This is a genomic window from Microcoleus sp. A003_D6, from assembly GCF_036702825.1.
In the GTDB taxonomy this organism is placed as follows: domain Bacteria; phylum Cyanobacteriota; class Cyanobacteriia; order Cyanobacteriales; family Microcoleaceae; genus Microcoleus.
The window spans coordinates 61,930-80,282 of the sequence record NZ_JAUBWA010000010.1; the positions used below are offsets into that span (position 1 = coordinate 61,930).

Here is an 18,353-nt window from a genome sequence, read left to right on the forward strand (position 1 = left end):
CACTCCTCAACACACCATTTGAGAATAAGCAATTGACAATTGGGAATAGGGTGCGATACAGGAGATTGGGAAATCTCTTAGTTTTTCTTCCCTGTTTCCGGTTGATTTCTTCACCCTTCTACCAGCTATTCCTCGCCTGCACTTGCATCCTCTTCTACTTCCTCTTCTAAGTCATCGTAAGGACTGTCGTCAACTGCCATCAGTTCGGGAAATTCTTCTTCGTTCAAATAGTCGGGTTCTTGGACATCCCTTGCTAACAGGCGATTGTTAGATTCCAACCAATCTAAAAGAGAAGATTGCTGCTTTAATGGAATTACATCCGCAGGCAAGTGGCGAGGTATTTGGCGCAGAGATGGGTTGTACATAATTCTCGGTTTCTAAATACAAAGATGCGATCGAGTAGAGGTAATATTTGGCCGACTGACTGCTCCTTTAATCTAGCCGAGCAAATTGCGCCTTTCGCAGGGCTAAGGCATTATACCACAGGCACTGTTTGGTTCCGGAGCGGATAAGATGGCAGATCGAAAAGGCGATCGCCCCCGACATGGGCCCAAGGATAGCACTAAAATCCGCTCTTGCCAATCCTTTTTTCACCGTAAGTATTGTAATCTGAGACGATCGCCTTTTAAGATATCGCAGGACACAGGGCAATCCTCTTGTGCAAACTTCTCTAACGGGCAAGCGGTTGATTCAGAACAGTCTCCTGGTTTGCGATCGAAGCCTTATCCCGAATGCCCTCTGCCGAATTCAGTCAACTCTCAAGCAATAAATCTCAGAATGGATACAACGGCGGCGGTTTTATACAGCAAAGAGGGCTACGACACCGGAGGGCAAAAACTGCTGGGGCGTCATTCAGCCGGAGAAGGGTTTCTCAAAAGCTTAGTCCACCACGGAACCGCTGACTCTCTCTACTGTTGCGCCGACAGCGAAACCACCTTTAAAGAGTTTTGTTCGCACATCCAACCTTGGCTGCAACAACCTCGGAAAGTCCGCTGGATTCCGACAGAACGACCGGATTTGCTATCTCAACCGGGCACAATTTACCGACCCGATCCCGCCCTCTCGCAGATAGTTTGGGCGCGCAGATTTGTCGATCAGCGGGCTTACAGCGTTTGCGGCGTTACTCACACGATCGCAACTAAGTATGTCATGGATTCGATCGGGAATTTAGTCACTGCACCGGTACAGCCTTGGGACGCCCTGATCTGCACCTCTGCGGCCGTGAAAACAGCAGTAGAAGGAGTTCTGAGGGAGTGGTCTGAATATTTAGCGCAGCGCAACGGCGGTCAACCGGAAATTTTAGTCAAATTGCCCGTTATTCCCCTAGGAGTGGATTGCAGCGCGTTTCCGCAGGGTGTGGAAGCAGTCAATGCGGGCGATCGACAGCGGCAAGAACTCGGCATTTCTCCCGGCGATATTGTCGTGTTATTTGTCGGTCGATTGACTTTTTCGGCAAAAGCTCATCCAGTACCGATGTACATCGCCCTGGAGGGCGCCGCCCAACAGACAAAAGCCAAAATCCACTTAATTCAAGCCGGTTGGATCGAAGATCCGAGAGAAGAACCCGACTTTAAAAATAGCGCGAAAATCTTTTGTCCCTCCGTGAACGCTATTTTTGTAGATGGCAGAAAGCCCGAAATTAGAACAAATATTTGGTCGGCAGCCGACATTTTCATTTCGCTTTCCGACAACATTCAAGAAACCTTCGGACTGACGCCAATTGAAGCAATGGCCAACGGACTCCCCGCCATAGTCTCCGATTGGAACGGATACAAAGAATCAGTACGCCACGAAATAGACGGCTTCCGCATTCCCACACTCATCCCGCCCCCGCAATCTTGTTTAGATTTAGCGCTAAACTATCTCGACGGCAGCTTAAATTGGCCGACTTACATGGGTCACACTTCCCTAGCCACAGCAGTTGACATTGATGCTTGCACCCGCGCGTTGTGCCAATTAATTGAAAACCCCGAATTAAGAAAGCGGATGGGGGAAAATGCGAGACAAAGGGCGAGGGAGATTTATGATTGGAAAGTAGTAATTGCAGCTTACGAACAATTGTGGCGGGAATTAGCAGAAATTCGTATTTCCGCACCGGAGTCAGCGCCTTTAAAAGCCGGGAAGCCTCCTTATCCGCTGGGCGACGATCCGTTTCGGGTATTGGGCCATTATGCGACTAGAACTTTAAGCAATGAGATGATGCTGAGTCTGGGTGCGATCGCCACACCAGAACTTCTCAGAGAGTTGCAAACAATTTGGTTTACCAGCTTCGGTCAAGACAGGAGAATATCTGTTAACATTCAGATGGAGATATTGGACACAGTTAAACAAAAAGGTGCGGTCAGCGTCGGAGAATTTTTCAGGCGTTATGCCAAAAACGATCGAGAATCAGCATACCTCTATCGGACGCTACTCTATCTTGTTAAATTTGGTATCTTAGTTATTGGGAATAGTAATGATTCGTGCTAAATACACTAGACCTCTTGCAAAAATAACTAGGACGGGCAAGATGCCCATCCCACAATTTTTTTTTCTTGTGGAATGGGCATCTTGCCCGTTCCAGAATTTGATTAAAAGGATTTTTGCAAGAGGTCTAATAAGACTCGGCGGTTGAAACCGCTACTACACAAACGATGTCCGCCTCCGCGGACTCAAGAATAGAGTAAATGTAGGGCGATGCACACCGCACAGAGAATCCCAATAAATAATAAGCGTGGGTTAAAAAAAACCGATTTATTTAGTCCCTGTGCATAAATCATTGACTAATGACTAATGACTGCTGACTGCTGACTGCTGACTAATGACTAATGACTAATAAAAAACTATGCTTAGAAAATCTGCACTATTAGAAATAATTGCTGGTAAGAATCGCGGCTTGCTGGCCACTCCCAGCGACAAACAAGCGATTTTAAGTGCGATCGCCCAATTGGAAGATTACAACCCCACCCCGCGCCCAGTGGAAGCCGCAGAGCTTTTAAATGGTGATTGGCGGTTATTGTACACCACCAGCCGCGCACTGCTGAATCTTGACGGTTTTCCCTTGGTGAAATTGGGTCAAATTTATCAATCTATCCGCGCCAAAGAATCTAAAATTTACAACATTGCCGAGCTTTACGGCTTGCCTTATTTGGAAGGAATCGTCAGCGTGGCTGCGAAGTTTGAGGCGACTTCGGAACGGCGAGTGCAGGTGAAGTTTGAGCGGTCAATTTTCGGTTTAAGCAGGTTGATTGGCTATGAATCTCCGGTTAAATTTATCAATGAGATTGAGTCTGGAAAAAAGTTCGCTGCTGTAGATTTCGGACTCGATACTCGCGAACAGCAGGGATGGCTCGATGTTACTTATTTGGATAGCGATTTGCGGATCGGGCGCGGGAATGAAGGAAGTGTTTTTGTATTGACAAAAGAGTGATTGTGTGATGTGTGATTGAGTGCGATCGCTAGTATAATCGATTAGAGAATCTGGGTTTTGGCTGTGCGATCGCCTCTAGAAGCATTACATAAGCCGAGCCAAAAATCGCGAGCAAGATTTGTTTGGATCGGGCATAATGGAAGTACAACCGAGAGACATTCAAAATTACCAAACAGCAGAGGGTAAAATTCCTTTCTCAGAGTGGCGCGATGCGTTGCGAGATAGCAGAGCTAAAGCTAAAATACGAGCTAAGCTCAACCAAGTCAGGCTCGGTAATTTAGGCGACTCTAGCTTTGTTGGAGAAGGAGTCTGCGAATTGAGAATAGACTAAGCTGTTACGCATTTAAAATAGTATTGTAGGGTGCGTCAGCCCTATCTTGTTTCCCTTGCTTAGTAAGTGTTCTAGCTGACGCACCCTACAGGCCTCGTTAGCGGTTTAAATGTCGAACAGCTTATGGCCCTGGCTATCGGATTTACTTTGGACAAATAGGGCCAACAATTGTACTTCTTCTATGTGGCGGTGATAAAAGCACTCAAGAACAAGACATCCGCAGAGCAATAAAATATTGGAGGGATTATGAAAGTAGAGATGATGTCTAGAAGTATCAGCTATCAAGAAGAATTGATTGAATCTCTGAAAGATCCCTTAGAGGCTGCTCCTTATATTGAGGCTTGCTTGGAAGAGGAGAATTCAGAGGTGCTAAAGCTGGCATTAAATGATGTTATTGAGGCTCGTCACAGGATGAATGAACTCTCAGAAGATGTTACAACACTTTTGGCAAAACTGGGCGAATTATTGTCGGCAAAAAAAGAATCGGAAATTTACTGTTTGAGTGCTTTACTTAATGCACTGGGTTTTCAACTGACGGTGACTGTTAAGGAAAGCAATTCTTGAAGGGTTGATTTTGCCACCCCCTACAATTTACTCTGTCTGTTTTTCCTGTTCTTTCTTTTCCGTCGGCATTGACTTTCTGACAGCTAGCACCAACTCTGCTTCGCTACATCGATACAAATCTCGCATTCGGAATACTTGCCAAACTTCCATCTTTGGCAATGTTCGACCCTTTTCCCAGTTGCGAATTGAAGATTCAGCACATTCTAGTATATGTGCTACGTCTATAATTTTTAGCCCCGCACGTTCTCTTAAGGCTCTCAGATCCATAGCTGACAGAACCTTTTGACGGACAAAGCGTTAAATTTTACCGCTAATAGTTGACGGATATGACCTATTTGGTATTTAATCATAGTAGTAGAGGCGTTAGTCGATTTCCGGCAAGAGACTTACTAACGCCCTTTCCTGTAGTCCATAGAGGATACTAAACCATCATGCCACAAAACGGTTATCAACAGGGATTCTGTGCGAATCCTCGGGCGATCGCGTACCAAAAACGGCTTTACCCTTGGGCGATCGCGAAACTCATGCCAAATATGCAGCGCGCGATTGTGGGGCGGTTCCGCAGTCGATCGGATGCTGACGGACACTTGCTGTGTCTGCGTCAACTGATGCCTCAAGCAACGCTTGTCGTAGTCTTTGACTTGCAACCAGACTTAGAAGTACCAATTGCAGCGCCCACAGCAATTCGATAAACACCCCATCAAAATCAAAGAAACCGGGTTTTTTGCGGTTTTTGCGGTGTGTAACGTGTCTTCTCAGCAAAAACCCGGTTTCTGGGCCCCCAGCGATAAATATCAACCTAAGTTAGGATAATTTTATCCTCAATTTACTTTTAAATCATGACTTATACAACTGCAAAATTCATCGTCTCTCAAGTGGGAGAAATTCCCCAAGGGCAAGCCGCCACATGGGAAGATTATGTAGCAGCCTGCGAAGATCCATCTTTGGAGGAAGCGAGAATATTTTTTTATGAAGGATATCTTTGGATAGACATGGGTAATGAAGGGCCTCAGCACGCCAGATTTAACGATCTGTTTACTATCATATTTTTCGTGTGGTTTACTACCAAAATAGGACAAACTTTTGATTCTCTCAGCGGTTGTGTAATTGAAAAACCTAAAGTGGGAGCGGGTGCACCAGATAAAGTTTTATACATCGGCGGAGATTTCCACCAATGGCAAAAAGGGGAACCCCGCCGAATTAATCTGAATCAATCGCGAGTTCCCGATTTAGTCGGGGAGATAGCCGATACTACTTTGGCCAGCGATTTAGATGAAAAAAAGCGGTTGTATGCTGCTTTGGGAATTCCTGAGTATTGGGTAGTAGATATTAAGGGCGAGAGAGTTTTGGCATTTCGCTTGCAGGAAAACGGGAAATATCAGGAATGCGAATTTTCCGGTGCGCTGGAGGGATTGCCGATTGCTTTGCTGTCGGAGACTTTGAAACTTTTAGGTGAGGGAAATGGGACGGCGGCGATGTGGTTTGCCCAACAAATTGGGAATTTGTAGAGAGGTTGGCGAAAAGTACGCGCGTGCGTAGCTATCCCGTAGGGAATCGCCCTTAATTTTTATCAATTTTTTACGCAATTATTGCTTAAAGAGAACCATCAGTTGCTTAAACAGTTACACATTTTCATAAGAAATCTATATAATCAAGTTAAGTGACTTGAGAAAATGTATGACAACAACTGTAGTAGACATCGGGACTTTAATTATCCGCGATCCTAGCCTTCGAGGCGGCCGTCCGATTATTGCTGAAACTGGTACTTCTGTCCGCCGCATCGCCGTTTTGTACAAGCAGGGTAACAGTGCGGAAGAAATTGCTAGGCTGATGACTCACTTATCGATCGCACAAGTTTATGCAGCTTTAACGTATTATCATGCTAATCGAGAAGAGATTGATACAGATTTAGCTGAGGAACAAGAAGCTTACGAGCAGTTAGCAGAGTTACACTACAAAAACCTCAAGACAAATTAATGAGCATTATTCTACTACTGCTAGACGAAGATGCGATGAATTCGGCTCTACTTGATGCTCTACGCCTGCGGAGTGTCGATGTTATTTCTGTTGCATAAATAGGAATGCTGTCTCGCAGCGACGAAGAAATTTTGTATTGGGCTCATGAAAATCATCGAGTAACATATAGCTTTAATACTAGGGATTTTTATCGATTGCATACTAATTTTAGCACGCAAGGGGAAGAACATATGGGGATAATTTTGGGACAGCAGAATTATTCAGTTGGGGAACAATTGCGTCGCTTGCTAAAAATTATAGCTAGTAAATCCGCAGAGGAAATGTACAATCAAGTCGAGTTTTTAAGTGCGTGGGCTGAAGGATAAGCGATCGCACTTGGGAAAGCAAAAGGCGATCGCACTCTCCTCCAAAAACGCGATCAAAATTATCGGCGTCCATCTGCGTCATCAGCCTCAATCTGCGGTCAAAAAAAAGATTAATCGCCTCGCTTACCAGCATAAAAAATATAAAATATAAAATCCTAAAAAAATGCTTCGACTCTCCCAAACCCAACTCAAAATCCTCGAAGAATGCCCCCGCAAATTCCAACACAGCTACCTCGAACTCTTAGCGACCACCGCCTCCCCAGAACACAAAGAAAAACTCACATGGGGAAGCCACTTTCACCTGTTAATGCAGCAGCGAGAACTCGGACTTCCCATTGAATTCATCATCCAACAAGACCCAGAACTGGGACGCTGTGTGGCAGCCTTTATCAACACCGCACCCGAACTTTTCGCCAATTCAGAAAATAGCGATCGCATTTTCCGCCAAGCCGAACACCCCCGCACCCTAATTTTCCAAGACTACCTGTTTACCGTTATCTACGACTTATTAATAGCCGAACCAAAAGCCGCCCAAATTCTCGACTGGAAAACCTATCCCCGCCCTCAAAAATCAAAATGGATAGCCGAAAGTTGGCAAACTCGCCTCTATTTATACGTCTTAGTAGAAACCAGCGACTATTCCCCCGAACAAGTTTCCATGACATACTGGTTCGTACAATTGCGAGGAGAAGAACCGCCACAAAAACTCACATTTTCCTACAACCAAACAGAACACGATCGCACAAAACAAGATTTAACCAACCTCTTGCAGCAGCTAACCGACTGGCGACAGCGCTATACCGAAGGCGGCGAATTCTTCCCCCAAGTAGAAATTAGCTCAAATCTTTGCGATTCCTGTCAATTCGCCACTCGCTGCAACCGCACAACAGACAACACAGCTTTTCCCCCCAATCTTTCGGCAGAAACTCCGGCAAATTGGCTGCCAAATCTTGCTATCATTGAGGAAATGTCTATTTAATACAACTCTTTTACTGTGCCAAATATTAGTCGCCCGGTGGGGGCGGGTTTATAGATATTGTGGATGTGAATGAAAGATTTTTGGTGAACCCGCCCCTTGTGTGGTGCGTCGCTACTAGATATTCGATTGGCATCGCAGATTGTCGAGGGCGACGCACCCTACCGCTGATAACTGATAACTCTCTAAAATCTAAAGTCTAAAATCTAAAATCTAAAATCTAAAATCTAAAATCGAATGACAGAACTACTTCAAAACTTGCCAAGTCAACCTCTATCTCAGCCTCCAGATTGGTTGATCCAAGCTGTCAGAAACCATGCACCAGAACTCCCCGGAAACTATGCTGCCGCACTTCTGTGGTCTAGAGGAATTCAAAACCCCGAACAAATACCAGGTTTCTTAAATCCCCAACTTTACCAACCAGCAAGTCCCTTTGAATTCGGACTAGAAATGAACTGGGCGATAGAAAGAATCCAGCAATCACGAAACAGCGCAGAAAAAGTCGCAATTTGGGGAGACTTCGACGCTGACGGCATTACCTCAACCTCCGTTTTGTGGGACGGGCTGGGAGAATTTTTTGCTCAAAATGACCAATTAACTTATTATATTCCCAACCGATTAACCGAATCTCACGGACTGAATATTCCGGGAATAGATGCCTTAGCAAAATCGGGAATTAGCTTAATTATTACCTGCGATACTGGCAGTACAAACATTGCTGAAATCGAATACGCCACCAGCTTAAATATCGATACAATTATCACCGACCATCATACATTACCAGACGATCGCCCGCCAGCTACAGCCATTATCAATCCACGCTACTTTCCCCCAAACCACCAACTATTTAACCTTTCAGGAGTTGGAGTAGCTTACAAATTAATCGAAGCATTATATCACACATTGCCGGATGTTCCGCAGCGCCCGATCGCAGATTTATTAGAATTAGTAGCGATCGGCTTAATTGCCGATTTAGTCCAACTCACAGGAGACTGCCGATACCTAGCACAAATCGGCATCCAACAACTGCAAAAACAAATCGCAAATCCCACGCGCCCAGGAGTTGCAAAATTGCTCGAACTGTGCAAAAGATCGGGCGATCGCCCAACCGACATTTCCTTCGGCCTCGGCCCCCGAATCAACGCCGTCAGCCGCATTCAAGGCGACGCCAGCTTCTGCGTAGAACTCCTCACCAGCCGCGACAAAAAACGCTGCGAAGAACTAGCTAATTTAACCGAAATTGCCAACACCAGACGTAAATCTTTACAAAAAGATGTTGCCAAAGATGCAGCCGAAAAATTAGCCAAACTCGACCTTTCAACTACTAGCGTCATCGTCCTCAGCGACCCCCAATGGCCCGTAGGGGTATTAGGATTAGTAGCGGGACAAATCGCCCAAGAATACGGCCGCCCCGTGATTTTATTCAGCACAGAAGGAACCGAAAAAATTAACGAAAATTCCCCGGAAACACAATTTACCTCATTCTTAGATTCAGAATCACCAACACTTTCCCCATCCAAAATTGCCAGGGGTTCGGCGCGTTCCGCCAATCAAATCGACCTTTACCAATTAGTCAAAGACCAAGCGCATTTATTGCACAGATTTGGCGGTCATCCCTTCGCTGCCGGATTAAGTCTCCCCGTTGAAAATATTCCCCTATTTACAGATGCGGTAAATCAGCAACTGCGACAACAGTACAGTACAGATAGTTTAACAGCAGCCCCCGTTCAAGCCGACCTAAAAATTACTGTCTCCGAATTAGGCAAAGAGTTATTTCAAGAACTAAAATTGCTCGAACCGTGCGGCATGGGCAACCCGGCACCAAAATTGCTGATTGAAAACTGCTGGTTTGAGAATCTGTGGAATCAAAAAATCAAGGATTTGAAAGGGCAAAAAGTAGAATATATCAAAACAGAATTTACAATTAGGGACGAATCTAGCGATACGGGATTTCCCGGCATTTGGTGGGGACACAACCAAAACGAAGTTCCCCAAGGCCGCTGCGATGTCACCGTTGAACTCGATTTTAATACTTACAAATCGCGGTATGAAGTGCGCCTCGTAGCAGTGCAAGAACGCACGGAAGACAACCAAATCAATTCGCCCATTAAAATAGATTGGATCGTAGATTGGCGCAATAGAAATAATGATGAAGAGTTATTAGCCGCCAGCACCAACTTAGAATCTCAAATGTTAGCGGAAAATCTAGTTTACAATTCCGAAAAGGTCGATCGCGAAAACTCGATCGTCCTCAAAGAATGCCCCGCAAGCTGGGACGAACTGCGGATCTGGTTTCGGCAAGCACAGCACAATCAGAAAAAACTCGCGATCGCTTATACTTTACCCCCACTCGTAGCCCCACAGCAAATCTGCCAACAGCTAATCGGCATCGCCAAATACCTCAGCCGCACAAAAAAAACCGTTACCAGACAGCAACTCCGCCAAAAACTCGGCATCAGCGACACCTCCCTGCAACTGGGGTTCAAAACCCTAACATATCTCGGTTTCCAAATCCATTATCGCGATCGAGCTTTCCACATCACGAGACAACCCGAAACCGCACAGCAGCAAGACGCGCCAGAGCAAATCCCCAAACCCTTATTAGATAACCAATCCATCCAATTCTCAGAGCCAAATTCCCCCATCGCCGCGCGTTTTGCAGCGCAATTCCTAGCAGCAGTCTCCGAAGAACAATTCCGGCGGAAATATTTCTGTGAAGTACCCCTTTCCACCATTGTGTCGATCGCCCGAGAAACCGTTTTCCAAGAAGATTCTACAGCAAATCCCTTCTAACTGAGATATTGCACTATTCCATTATTGTCAAGAACGGGCAAGATGCCCGTTCCACAAAGAATGAATTTTCTTGTGGAACAGGCATCTTGCCTCTTCTGATTGAGAATGGTGCTAGATATCAGTTAGAACTCATATCTAGCACCATTCTCAATAAGGTTTTTATGGGCGGGCTAGAACAGCAACGGCACACAAGAAAATCTACTCTTTGTGGAACAATCCCGAAAGGCCTGTTAAGCCACAATGGTGTTCTGGGCGTGAGTTCTAACTGAATATCTGCCACCATTCTGAATTAAACGCACAATATTAGTTCCACTCATGAGTTGACTTTTCTTGGGCCCGCACTCGCTGCCGCCGGTGGGGCTGCCTTTCGCGCCTGTGAAGCGAGAGAAATTTTTGTAGATGTGGCTTAAGAGGTCTATTCCTGACACGGCGGCAACATCTCAGTTCTAAGAAATATCTTAGTTCTCAATTCATCCCGATAAAATAAGGCATAGGGCAATGGGAGTTATCCGTTGCGAGTCAGGCCCAAAACTCATAACTCATAACTCACAGGCCAAAACCCACAACTCCCCCACCGCTTTCACTCGATCGCCCATCTCCAATTTAAAACCCCTATGCTTCTCTGTCCCCGCTGCCAATTTGAAAATCCCAACCCAAACAAGTTTTGTCAACAATGCGGAAATTCCCTAATTTACAAACCTTGCCACGAATGCGGTGCCCAAGTCGCTTTTAGCGCCAAACAATGTCAGAATTGCGGCGTCGCAACAGGTCAAGTGTGGCGGGCCATTATCTCCGGTCGATCGAATTTTCCAGCAGTCCAGCCAGACGAATCCACCCTACCCCCACCCGAGTTTGCGCAAAAACCAGACATAGTTCCAGAAACCGCATCGCCCCAAAACACTCCTGAACCAATCGCAGACGCGATTAAAACAGAAATAACGGCCGACACACCCCCAGCAGCAGCACCAGCTTCTCCACAGGCCGAAGCCGCCGAATTTAGCAGTCCAGAAATTGACGCTGCACTAGCCGTGGAGGCGATCGCACCAGCATCCTTTCAAACAACAGAAAAAAGCTCTACTACAGCATCAGAGGGCGAAATAACCCCCTCTGAACACAATTTTACAACCGCATCACAGCCCAAACAAATCCACGAAGCACCACAGAACCCGGACAGGCCAAACATAGCTGACACCTCCCCTCCATCTCCAGAATTTCCCGTCCCCAATTCAGAATATATAATCCCTTCCCAGCCAGCAGGAGCTTATTTAGACACCCAGCAGCGCTACCAACTCCTAGAAACCCTGCCGCCGAGAAAACCCTCAGACACAGTAGCAGTAACAGTATTGGACTGTCAGCCGCTGGAAATGTCACCCCTCAAAGCAATGCTAGCAGCCAACTCTGCCAGAGTCGCCAGACGAACATCCCCCTACACCGCAGCAATCAAAGACGGAGAAAATTCAACCAATCCCGCCTTAGCAGAGCTTTGCCAAGGCATAGCTGAACCTTATCTGGCACTCCGGTGGCAATTCTCTCAAAACCTGCCAGTCATTCACGATAGCTGGTCAGACAACGAACAGGCAGTGCTGCTGCTAGAAGACTGCTCCCAATGGCCGCTGCTGGTAGAACGGTGGAATCAACCCGAAACTTCCACCCAGCAAATTTTATACTGGCTGCACGAAATGACAGAACTGTGGGCTGCCCTTGAACCCTGGCGCTGTCGGCAAAGCTTGTTGGAACTGACAAATTTGCGAGTCAACCCCGACTCTTCCTTTTCCTTAGCTTCTTTGCGGCTGCAATACCTCTATCCCGAACCCGCCGGCTCAAACCTGCAACTGGTAGATTTGGGGCAACTGTGGCAGGTAATATTTAGCCAGTCCGATCGCACTCAGTTTGGCGCATTGCTCGAACTGCTGCAACAAATGTACAGAGGCGAGATTAACACAATAGAAGAATTGCGATCGCGCCTAGAAACCGTTCCCCTCGAACTCCAACCCGCACCTCCACCAACCTCAACCCCGGAGCGCGAGCATCGCGGCAGCCCCGACGAGTCGCCCCCCGACGTTGGCGAAGTCTTAACCCAGCCCATGCCAGTCCAGATTTACAGCTTAGAAGACGCAGGCCTCACCGATGTCGGCCGCACGCGCGAACACAACGAAGACTTCTTCAGCATCTGGACTCAGCTCAACAAACTCGAAAACTCCTTCGGTCGCATCTTTCAAACCAAAGGGCTTTACATTCTCTGCGACGGCATGGGCGGACACGACAGCGGAGAAGTAGCCAGTCAACTAGCCGCTGAAACCCTCAGAGAATTCTTTCAAACCTGTTGGGAAAATCAACTACCTCCGGCAGACACCATCAGCGAGGGAGTCCTGCTAGCCAACAAAGCCATCTTTGAAATCAATCAAAAGGACGGCCGCTCCGGCAGCGCTCGCATGGGTACAACTCTAGTCGCAGTCTTAGTTCAAAACACCCAATTCGCCGTTGCCCACGTTGGCGACAGTCGCCTCTACCGACTGAGAAAGGGACAAACCCTAGAAAAAATCACCTCAGACCACGAAGTCGGGCAGCGCGAAATTAAGCGCGGGGTTGACCCGGAAACTGCTTATGCCCGTCCCGACGCCTATCAACTAACTCAAGCCCTCGGCCCGCGAGACAGTAATTTTCTCAAGCCTGACGTGCAGTTTTTAGACTTGTGCGAAGATACCTTATTAATTTTGGCTTCCGACGGCCTGACAGATAATGATTTGTTGGAAACTCACTGGCAGAACACTCTCGAACCCCTGTTCAATCCCCAAGCTAATCTCGACCAAGGAGTTGCCGAGTTGATTGAACTGGGCAACCAACGCAACGGTCACGACAATATCACGGCAATTATCATTCGGGCCCAGGTAGGCGCATTTCGATTTTAGAATTTGGATGCTGCTAACTTTTTCTTGGCGTAGCCCAAGCCAGCGGCTGCCAGAGTTAAACCTGCAATTGTTGCAGGTTCGGGAACAGCCTCTGAGTTTTCAGGGTATGGTTTGACTTCTTGTGCTATCACATATCCGCCGTTTGTCGGTCGTCCGTTGGATTGCCCGTAAGCTGATTGTATCCAACTCATTCTGTTTCCCTCTGTACCCGAACTATTGCCAAATATTCCCAAAGCTGGCAAATAGCGAAAATTACCAAAAGCCCATTGCTCTGCTACTGTAGGGATAATTTGAGGGCCCAAATAATAAGCATCATAGACAACTCGTGTTTTGATGGGATCGAGCGGCGCCCACAGCAAAGGAGAAAGCAATTCACCCCTGTCCCCTGTTGTGGCTTGAGACAAATTCCACGACTTCCCCAATATGGTTGCAGAAAAGCTTGTGAGCGCAAACCATTGATTTGTAGCTTTAATTTCTAGGAGCGAGAATCCGAAGCTAGACAAAATAGTATCTTGATAAGGAGTCGAGTCATCATAGCTGAAGGCTCCTTCGCCTACTAGAGAGTCAGTCGAATCAAAAAAACTTAAACTAAAATTAAGTGAGGCAGCTTGTGCTGAGTTTGCTCCAGTCAACGCCAATCCCAGAACAGTAACTGTCACAGCTACAGCAAATTTACCTAAAATCTTAGCCATTGTTAACCTCATGTTTGTATTGTCAAGTGTGAAATCGAGGGGTTTTGCTTTTCAACTCCCTAGGGTTGAGTAGCTCAACATCAAAAAACCGAATACCCAAAACCTACTTCTTAAAGAACTCTGGACTCTCAGAGAACAAAGTTGTCTTACGTTTAATCAGGTTGACTTACTTATCACAATACTTCGGACAGTTTTAGATATAGTCGAGTGTCCGAAACCCTTACTGGCTATATAGTGGACTATTTTTTCAAGGTTTAAGTCCAGGGCTAAGTTGCCTAAAATGCGTTAAAAATGGCAGGGCTTCCTCCGTAAGGCTTACAGGGCCGTTAAAAAACTGTCCGAACTATTGTTATCAGTAATCTTACAGATGAATACCGCCCCTAAAAAATCCGAAACTCAAATGTTTACGGAATCTTTAATTAAAATTACGATATTATAAAGATTTCATAAAACTCAGGACTCCAACCAGGGCAAACGCGTCATGTCAACAAGCGGGAATTTTACCGCGCTTGTTGCGACTATTATCGATAGCTGTAGTTTATTGAAAAGAGATTTGACTGCCGATAGCGGTGGCTATTCCTCAAAACACTACTACTATTCTCCCGGCAATTTAGATGCGTTTGCCCTCGTTCTTCGTTGCTTCTTGTTAAGCATGAAAAAATCTAACTTAAAACTTACAATTATTTATTAATTATTAAAGTTTAGTTATTAATATTTAAATTTTAATTGCTTGATGCCCCATAAGCTGTTCGGCATTTAAAGGAGGATAGTAGGGTGCGGAGCGTAAAGAAGCGTTTCCCATGTATAGTAAGCGTTCTAGCTGACGCACCTTACCTGGATCGTTAATGGTTTAAATGCTCCACAGCTTACTCTAAACCTGTAAATTATCGATCGCCCGCCCTGCCAAATCAGGGAGTTCAACCACATCAATCGAAAATGCTGCTGACCCTCTTAGATCCAGAAAAACAGACCCCCCTGCAACAGTGGAGTTTCGAGAGCGAGTCCATTGTGCGCATCGGCCGCTCTCCTGAAAATCACGTTGTGATCCCCAATGCTCTAGTGTCGCGGGATCACCTGGAATTGCAAAGAGTTAATAGCGGCACGTCCAGTCAGTGGTACTTAGTCAATTCCGGGACAAATGGCACTTTTGTTAACGGTATTCTCATGTCTCAGGGTTGGATATCCGACGGTGTCCTGATCCAGTTGGCGCGGGGCGGGCCAACTCTGCATTTCCAAGCTATTACTATTGAACTCGGCGGCAAAATAGAGGCGAACCCCAGCCTCAATCTCGCCACCCCGAGGTGTACCCACGCGGGAAACCCGCCGGGGAATTTATTCTGCATTCACTGCGGCGAACCGATTAAAGTCGATCGCACAGTCCGTCACTACCAAGTGCTGCGAACTTTGGGCCAAGGCGGTATGGGGACAACGACTTTAGCCTGGGATCGAGACAAAGCGAAAGCTCAACAACCCGGAAGTTCCCCCGCAGCTTCTCTGGTAGTCCTCAAGGAAATGAATGCTGATATGGCTCAAATCGCCAAAGCTCAAGAACTGTTTGAACGTGAAGCTAAAACTCTTAAGGCCCTCCACCATCCCGGAATTCCTCAGTTTTTTGACTTTTTTGTGGAAGGGGGCAAAAAATACTTGGTGATGGAAATGCTCCACGGCGAGGATTTAGAAAAACGCATCTACAACCGCGGGCCTGTTGCTCCCCAGCAAGCAATAGAGTGGATGATCCAAACCTGTGAGGTTTTGGACTACATTCACTCTCAAAAACCCCCGATCGTCCACCGGGATATTAAACCTGCTAATTTGCTGGTGCGCCACCGCGACAATCGCATTACACTGCTCGATTTTGGTGCCGTTAAAGAAATCGGCACTCCACTGGGTACTCGCATCGGCGTTGAAGGCTACACCGCACCAGAACAAGACCGGGGACAGCCTCTCCCTCAGTCGGATTTATATGCTATTGGGCCTACTTTGATTTTTTTGCTGACGGCCCAAAGCCCTCAAAACTTTTACGGGAAAATAGCTGGAGGTTACGGGTTTAAGCTCGAAAATATTCCGACGATCGCCCCCAAGCTGCGGGACACAATTTTGCGAACCACCGCAGCTAAACCGGGCGATCGTTTTCAAACTGCTCAGCAATTAGCTCGAGCTTTAGCAGCTTGCCTTTAACAGAAGCAAGAAATCATTAGTCATTAGTGATTAGCAAAAAGTCCGCTGTCATTCGTCATTCGTCATTCGTCATTCGTCATTCGTCATTCGTCATTCGTCATTCGTCATTAGAAAGAGGGAACAGGGAACAAGGAAGAGGGAAGAAGTTAGCAACGGAAAATTTATGAAAGACTATTTAACCGATCGCATCTTGATTTGTCCCAGACACCGAAGTCGTGCGTCTCCTGTGTTATTCCTCGTCCCAAGCTTCTACAGCTATCAACTCGCTAACGGGATCTTGCATAGAAAAATCAAACTCTAGCAATTGCTGTTTCCAGTACGGCCATTCGTCGCCGTAAAGCAGAGCAATTTTCCAAATGCTGTCTGTGGGCTTGATAATGTCAGACGTGACGAGAGAATGCACCTGACGCTGGAACTTAACCATCGGCTGTATAACCTTCTGGCTCATAATACCTCTTGAATTGTTTAAATCTTGTGTAATTACCACTTAAGAGCTCTCACAGAAAATTCGGTAAGTGGGAAGCTCAGAGACTTCAGTCCTGAGATGAAAACGACCCGGCGATTTCAATCGCCTTGAATCCCCTCCGGCGAGGGTTGGAGAGGTATGGTTGCCTCTCCGGTGAGGTATGATTTCCTCAAACTCCCATTGCTGGGGTAAAGTTCGCTTGTCGGTCAATGTTATAAAGGCTTGTCACGCTTACAGCACTGTCTCAGTGACTTTAAGACTGTTTAACTGTAAACAACAGAGCGGAAAACTAGCAACGCATTCTCCGGTGTTATGACCTAAATAACGTAGTCAGTGAAGACTTAGGCTGGTCAGTATAGCTTGCTTCGATCTCTCTTACAAGCTCAGTGGCTTTAGCCCTGAGTTACTGACTTTTTACCGCAGTTTCGCCAAGAACAGTCTCGCCAAGATACGTGTAGATTTTTGTCGGGAAGCTACATATTCAACTTGTAGCTTAACAGAGTTCGTTTTGACAAGGGCCTATAAGCAGGACTGAAGAGTCAAGACCGACTTCAAAGAATTAATCATCTGTGAACAAACCAGGCGTTCAACGGAGTACCATTAGTACGCAGGCTTCGTATTTCCTTTTTTGCAAAGGCTTTTTATAGTGAGGTAGTTCCACCCCCACTTACTAATACAGTACCAGAGTATTTCCAGATTATCAATGGGTATAGAGAATTGACACTCCCCGCGCGATCGCGACGGGGATTCTTAAGACATTTTGGTCTTAATATCCCTATTACTAGGGTTTCCGGGCGCAATCCTTTTGCCAAGAATGGCGGTCTGCTATCAAGCGTCTTACAACTAGCTCCTCGGTCGTGACTTTCCTCCAGTCCGGGGGTAGGTTTTAACGTCTTTTACTGACGATTTAGTCGATTCAGAACCTTACTATTGATGGTGATTAATTATTTTGAGCATCCGTACTGCTGTTAAGCTAGATACTTGATTTCTCAAAATTCACAAGTTTCGACTCTTTTGACGATACCACGAACCAGACATTTGTGCAATTGGTATGTCTAGTAGGCAGGATAAATCCTGCAACTCCCTTTCATCCCCGGACTGAAGTCACGGGGTTTTCAGGGTATTTCCTATAATTGTCGGTTTCCGTACCTACACCCGACGGTTCTGGACATCCCAAGGAGTAATTTATTCGGGGTACTTCACGCAGCGCTCAGATTAATCCCCTCTAAATATATATACCGAGGGACTTCCCGGCTGGTAGTTAAAATGTCCCGCTATATGCTATCGATCGACAGTGGGAGGTTTGCCGCCGCGATTGTTTCCACATTGTTGTTTCCACATTGTTGTAGATGCAAGGGCTGCGTTCGGCTTGTTCTTGACAAGGCTGAGTTTGCGTAGGAGAAACTGCAACTACTGCGCTTTCGCAGCTACAGCGTAATGTCCGCTTCCTGCGGGTAAACCGCACCTGTTTCACCTTCGACGCTGGGTTCGCTGTGAGAGTGGGGTCGGAGCTACATAAACTGATTATAACTCTACTCACCGCAAAAGCGATCGAAAATTGTTGGATACTGTTGATCGGAATCCCCCGATCGGAATCCCCGTCAGGTCGATCGAACATTCAAAGGCGACAGCAAAGCGGGCGTACAAGCACGTTCCAAACCCATCGTCCGTCCCGATCGAGTCAATCTAAAAT

General features: G+C 46.4%; 18 protein-coding genes and 1 pseudogene. 13 read left to right on the top strand and 6 right to left on the bottom strand.

The window, feature by feature from the left end:
- Positions 1-125: 125 nt before the first annotated feature.
- Positions 126-365, bottom strand: coding sequence for a DUF3134 domain-containing protein (locus QUB70_RS05035; protein ID WP_332978736.1), 240 nt, complete (start codon positions 363-365; stop codon positions 126-128).
- Between the two features lie 148 nt (positions 366-513).
- Between QUB70_RS05035 and QUB70_RS05040 the strand changes: the two genes are divergently transcribed.
- From QUB70_RS05040 to QUB70_RS05060, 5 genes and pseudogenes are all read left to right on the top strand, one after another.
- On the top strand, positions 514-2,469 hold the full coding sequence (locus QUB70_RS05040; protein ID WP_332978737.1) for a glycosyltransferase family 4 protein: 1,956 nt from the start codon (positions 514-516) through the stop codon (positions 2,467-2,469).
- Positions 2,470-2,824: 355 nt separating this feature from the next.
- Positions 2,825-3,409, top strand: a complete 585-nt coding sequence (locus QUB70_RS05045; RefSeq protein ID WP_332978739.1) for a PAP/fibrillin family protein — start codon at positions 2,825-2,827, stop codon at positions 3,407-3,409.
- Positions 3,410-3,545: 136 nt separating this feature from the next.
- A complete protein-coding gene (locus QUB70_RS05050; RefSeq protein ID WP_332978740.1) occupies positions 3,546-3,740 on the top strand; it encodes a hypothetical protein in 195 nt (64 codons plus the stop codon).
- Positions 3,741-3,862: 122 nt separating this feature from the next.
- Positions 3,863-4,009, top strand: a pseudogene (locus QUB70_RS05055) (type II toxin-antitoxin system RelE/ParE family toxin); the annotation flags it as partial.
- A complete protein-coding gene (locus tag QUB70_RS05060) occupies positions 3,987-4,304 on the top strand; it encodes a helix-turn-helix domain-containing transcriptional regulator (protein WP_332978742.1) in 318 nt (105 codons plus the stop codon). The pseudogene QUB70_RS05055 and the gene QUB70_RS05060, both read left to right, overlap by 23 nt.
- 27 nt (positions 4,305-4,331) lie before the next feature.
- On the opposite strand, the gene QUB70_RS05065 is transcribed toward QUB70_RS05060, so the two are convergent.
- Positions 4,332-4,571, bottom strand: a complete 240-nt coding sequence (locus tag QUB70_RS05065) for a helix-turn-helix domain-containing protein (RefSeq protein ID WP_332978743.1) — start codon at positions 4,569-4,571, stop codon at positions 4,332-4,334.
- A gap of 164 nt (positions 4,572-4,735) precedes the next feature.
- Between QUB70_RS05065 and QUB70_RS05070 the strand changes: the two genes are divergently transcribed.
- From QUB70_RS05070 to QUB70_RS05095, 6 genes are all read left to right on the top strand, one after another.
- Entirely contained in the window at positions 4,736-4,996 is a 261-nt protein-coding gene (locus QUB70_RS05070) for a hypothetical protein (RefSeq protein WP_332978744.1), read from the top strand.
- Positions 4,997-5,143: 147 nt separating this feature from the next.
- Positions 5,144-5,812 (top strand): Uma2 family endonuclease, encoded by a 669-nt coding sequence (locus tag QUB70_RS05075; protein ID WP_332978745.1) that lies wholly within the window; start codon positions 5,144-5,146, stop codon positions 5,810-5,812.
- A 169-nt stretch (positions 5,813-5,981) separates the two neighbouring features.
- Entirely contained in the window at positions 5,982-6,281 is a 300-nt protein-coding gene (locus tag QUB70_RS05080) for a DUF433 domain-containing protein (protein ID WP_332978746.1), read from the top strand.
- A 104-nt stretch (positions 6,282-6,385) separates the two neighbouring features.
- The gene (locus QUB70_RS05085) at positions 6,386-6,646 is read left to right on the top strand and encodes a DUF5615 family PIN-like protein (RefSeq protein WP_332978747.1); all 261 of its coding nucleotides are present in this window, start codon (positions 6,386-6,388) and stop codon (positions 6,644-6,646) included.
- 163 nt (positions 6,647-6,809) lie between these two features.
- Complete coding sequence (locus QUB70_RS05090; RefSeq protein ID WP_332978748.1) at positions 6,810-7,625, top strand: PD-(D/E)XK nuclease family protein; 816 nt, start codon at positions 6,810-6,812, stop codon at positions 7,623-7,625.
- Between the two features lie 234 nt (positions 7,626-7,859).
- On the top strand, positions 7,860-10,415 hold the full coding sequence (locus tag QUB70_RS05095; RefSeq protein ID WP_332978749.1) for a single-stranded-DNA-specific exonuclease RecJ: 2,556 nt from the start codon (positions 7,860-7,862) through the stop codon (positions 10,413-10,415).
- 230 nt (positions 10,416-10,645) lie between these two features.
- On the opposite strand, the gene QUB70_RS05100 is transcribed toward QUB70_RS05095, so the two are convergent.
- The gene (locus QUB70_RS05100; protein WP_332978750.1) at positions 10,646-10,843 is read right to left on the bottom strand and encodes a hypothetical protein; all 198 of its coding nucleotides are present in this window, start codon (positions 10,841-10,843) and stop codon (positions 10,646-10,648) included.
- A gap of 186 nt (positions 10,844-11,029) precedes the next feature.
- Between QUB70_RS05100 and QUB70_RS05105 the strand changes: the two genes are divergently transcribed.
- Positions 11,030-13,324: a serine/threonine phosphatase gene (locus QUB70_RS05105; RefSeq protein ID WP_332978751.1), complete on the top strand. Its 2,295-nt coding sequence runs from the start codon at positions 11,030-11,032 to the stop codon at positions 13,322-13,324.
- On the opposite strand, the gene QUB70_RS05110 is transcribed toward QUB70_RS05105, so the two are convergent.
- On the bottom strand, positions 13,321-14,016 hold the full coding sequence (locus QUB70_RS05110; protein ID WP_332978752.1) for a PEP-CTERM sorting domain-containing protein: 696 nt from the start codon (positions 14,014-14,016) through the stop codon (positions 13,321-13,323). The genes QUB70_RS05105 and QUB70_RS05110 overlap by 4 nt on opposite strands.
- A gap of 936 nt (positions 14,017-14,952) precedes the next feature.
- On the opposite strand from QUB70_RS05110, the gene QUB70_RS05115 reads away from it, so the two are divergent.
- On the top strand, positions 14,953-16,194 hold the full coding sequence (locus tag QUB70_RS05115; RefSeq protein WP_332978753.1) for a protein kinase domain-containing protein: 1,242 nt from the start codon (positions 14,953-14,955) through the stop codon (positions 16,192-16,194).
- Positions 16,195-16,423: 229 nt separating this feature from the next.
- On the opposite strand, the gene QUB70_RS05120 is transcribed toward QUB70_RS05115, so the two are convergent.
- Both QUB70_RS05120 and QUB70_RS05125 read right to left on the bottom strand, forming a co-directional pair.
- Positions 16,424-16,642 carry a DUF4327 family protein gene (locus QUB70_RS05120; protein WP_193973492.1) on the bottom strand — a complete coding sequence of 73 codons (219 nt, stop codon included), beginning with the start codon at positions 16,640-16,642 and terminating at the stop codon, positions 16,424-16,426.
- Positions 16,643-17,921: 1,279 nt separating this feature from the next.
- Positions 17,922-18,278: a hypothetical protein gene (locus QUB70_RS05125; protein ID WP_332978754.1), complete on the bottom strand. Its 357-nt coding sequence runs from the start codon at positions 18,276-18,278 to the stop codon at positions 17,922-17,924.
- Positions 18,279-18,353 lie beyond the last annotated feature (75 nt).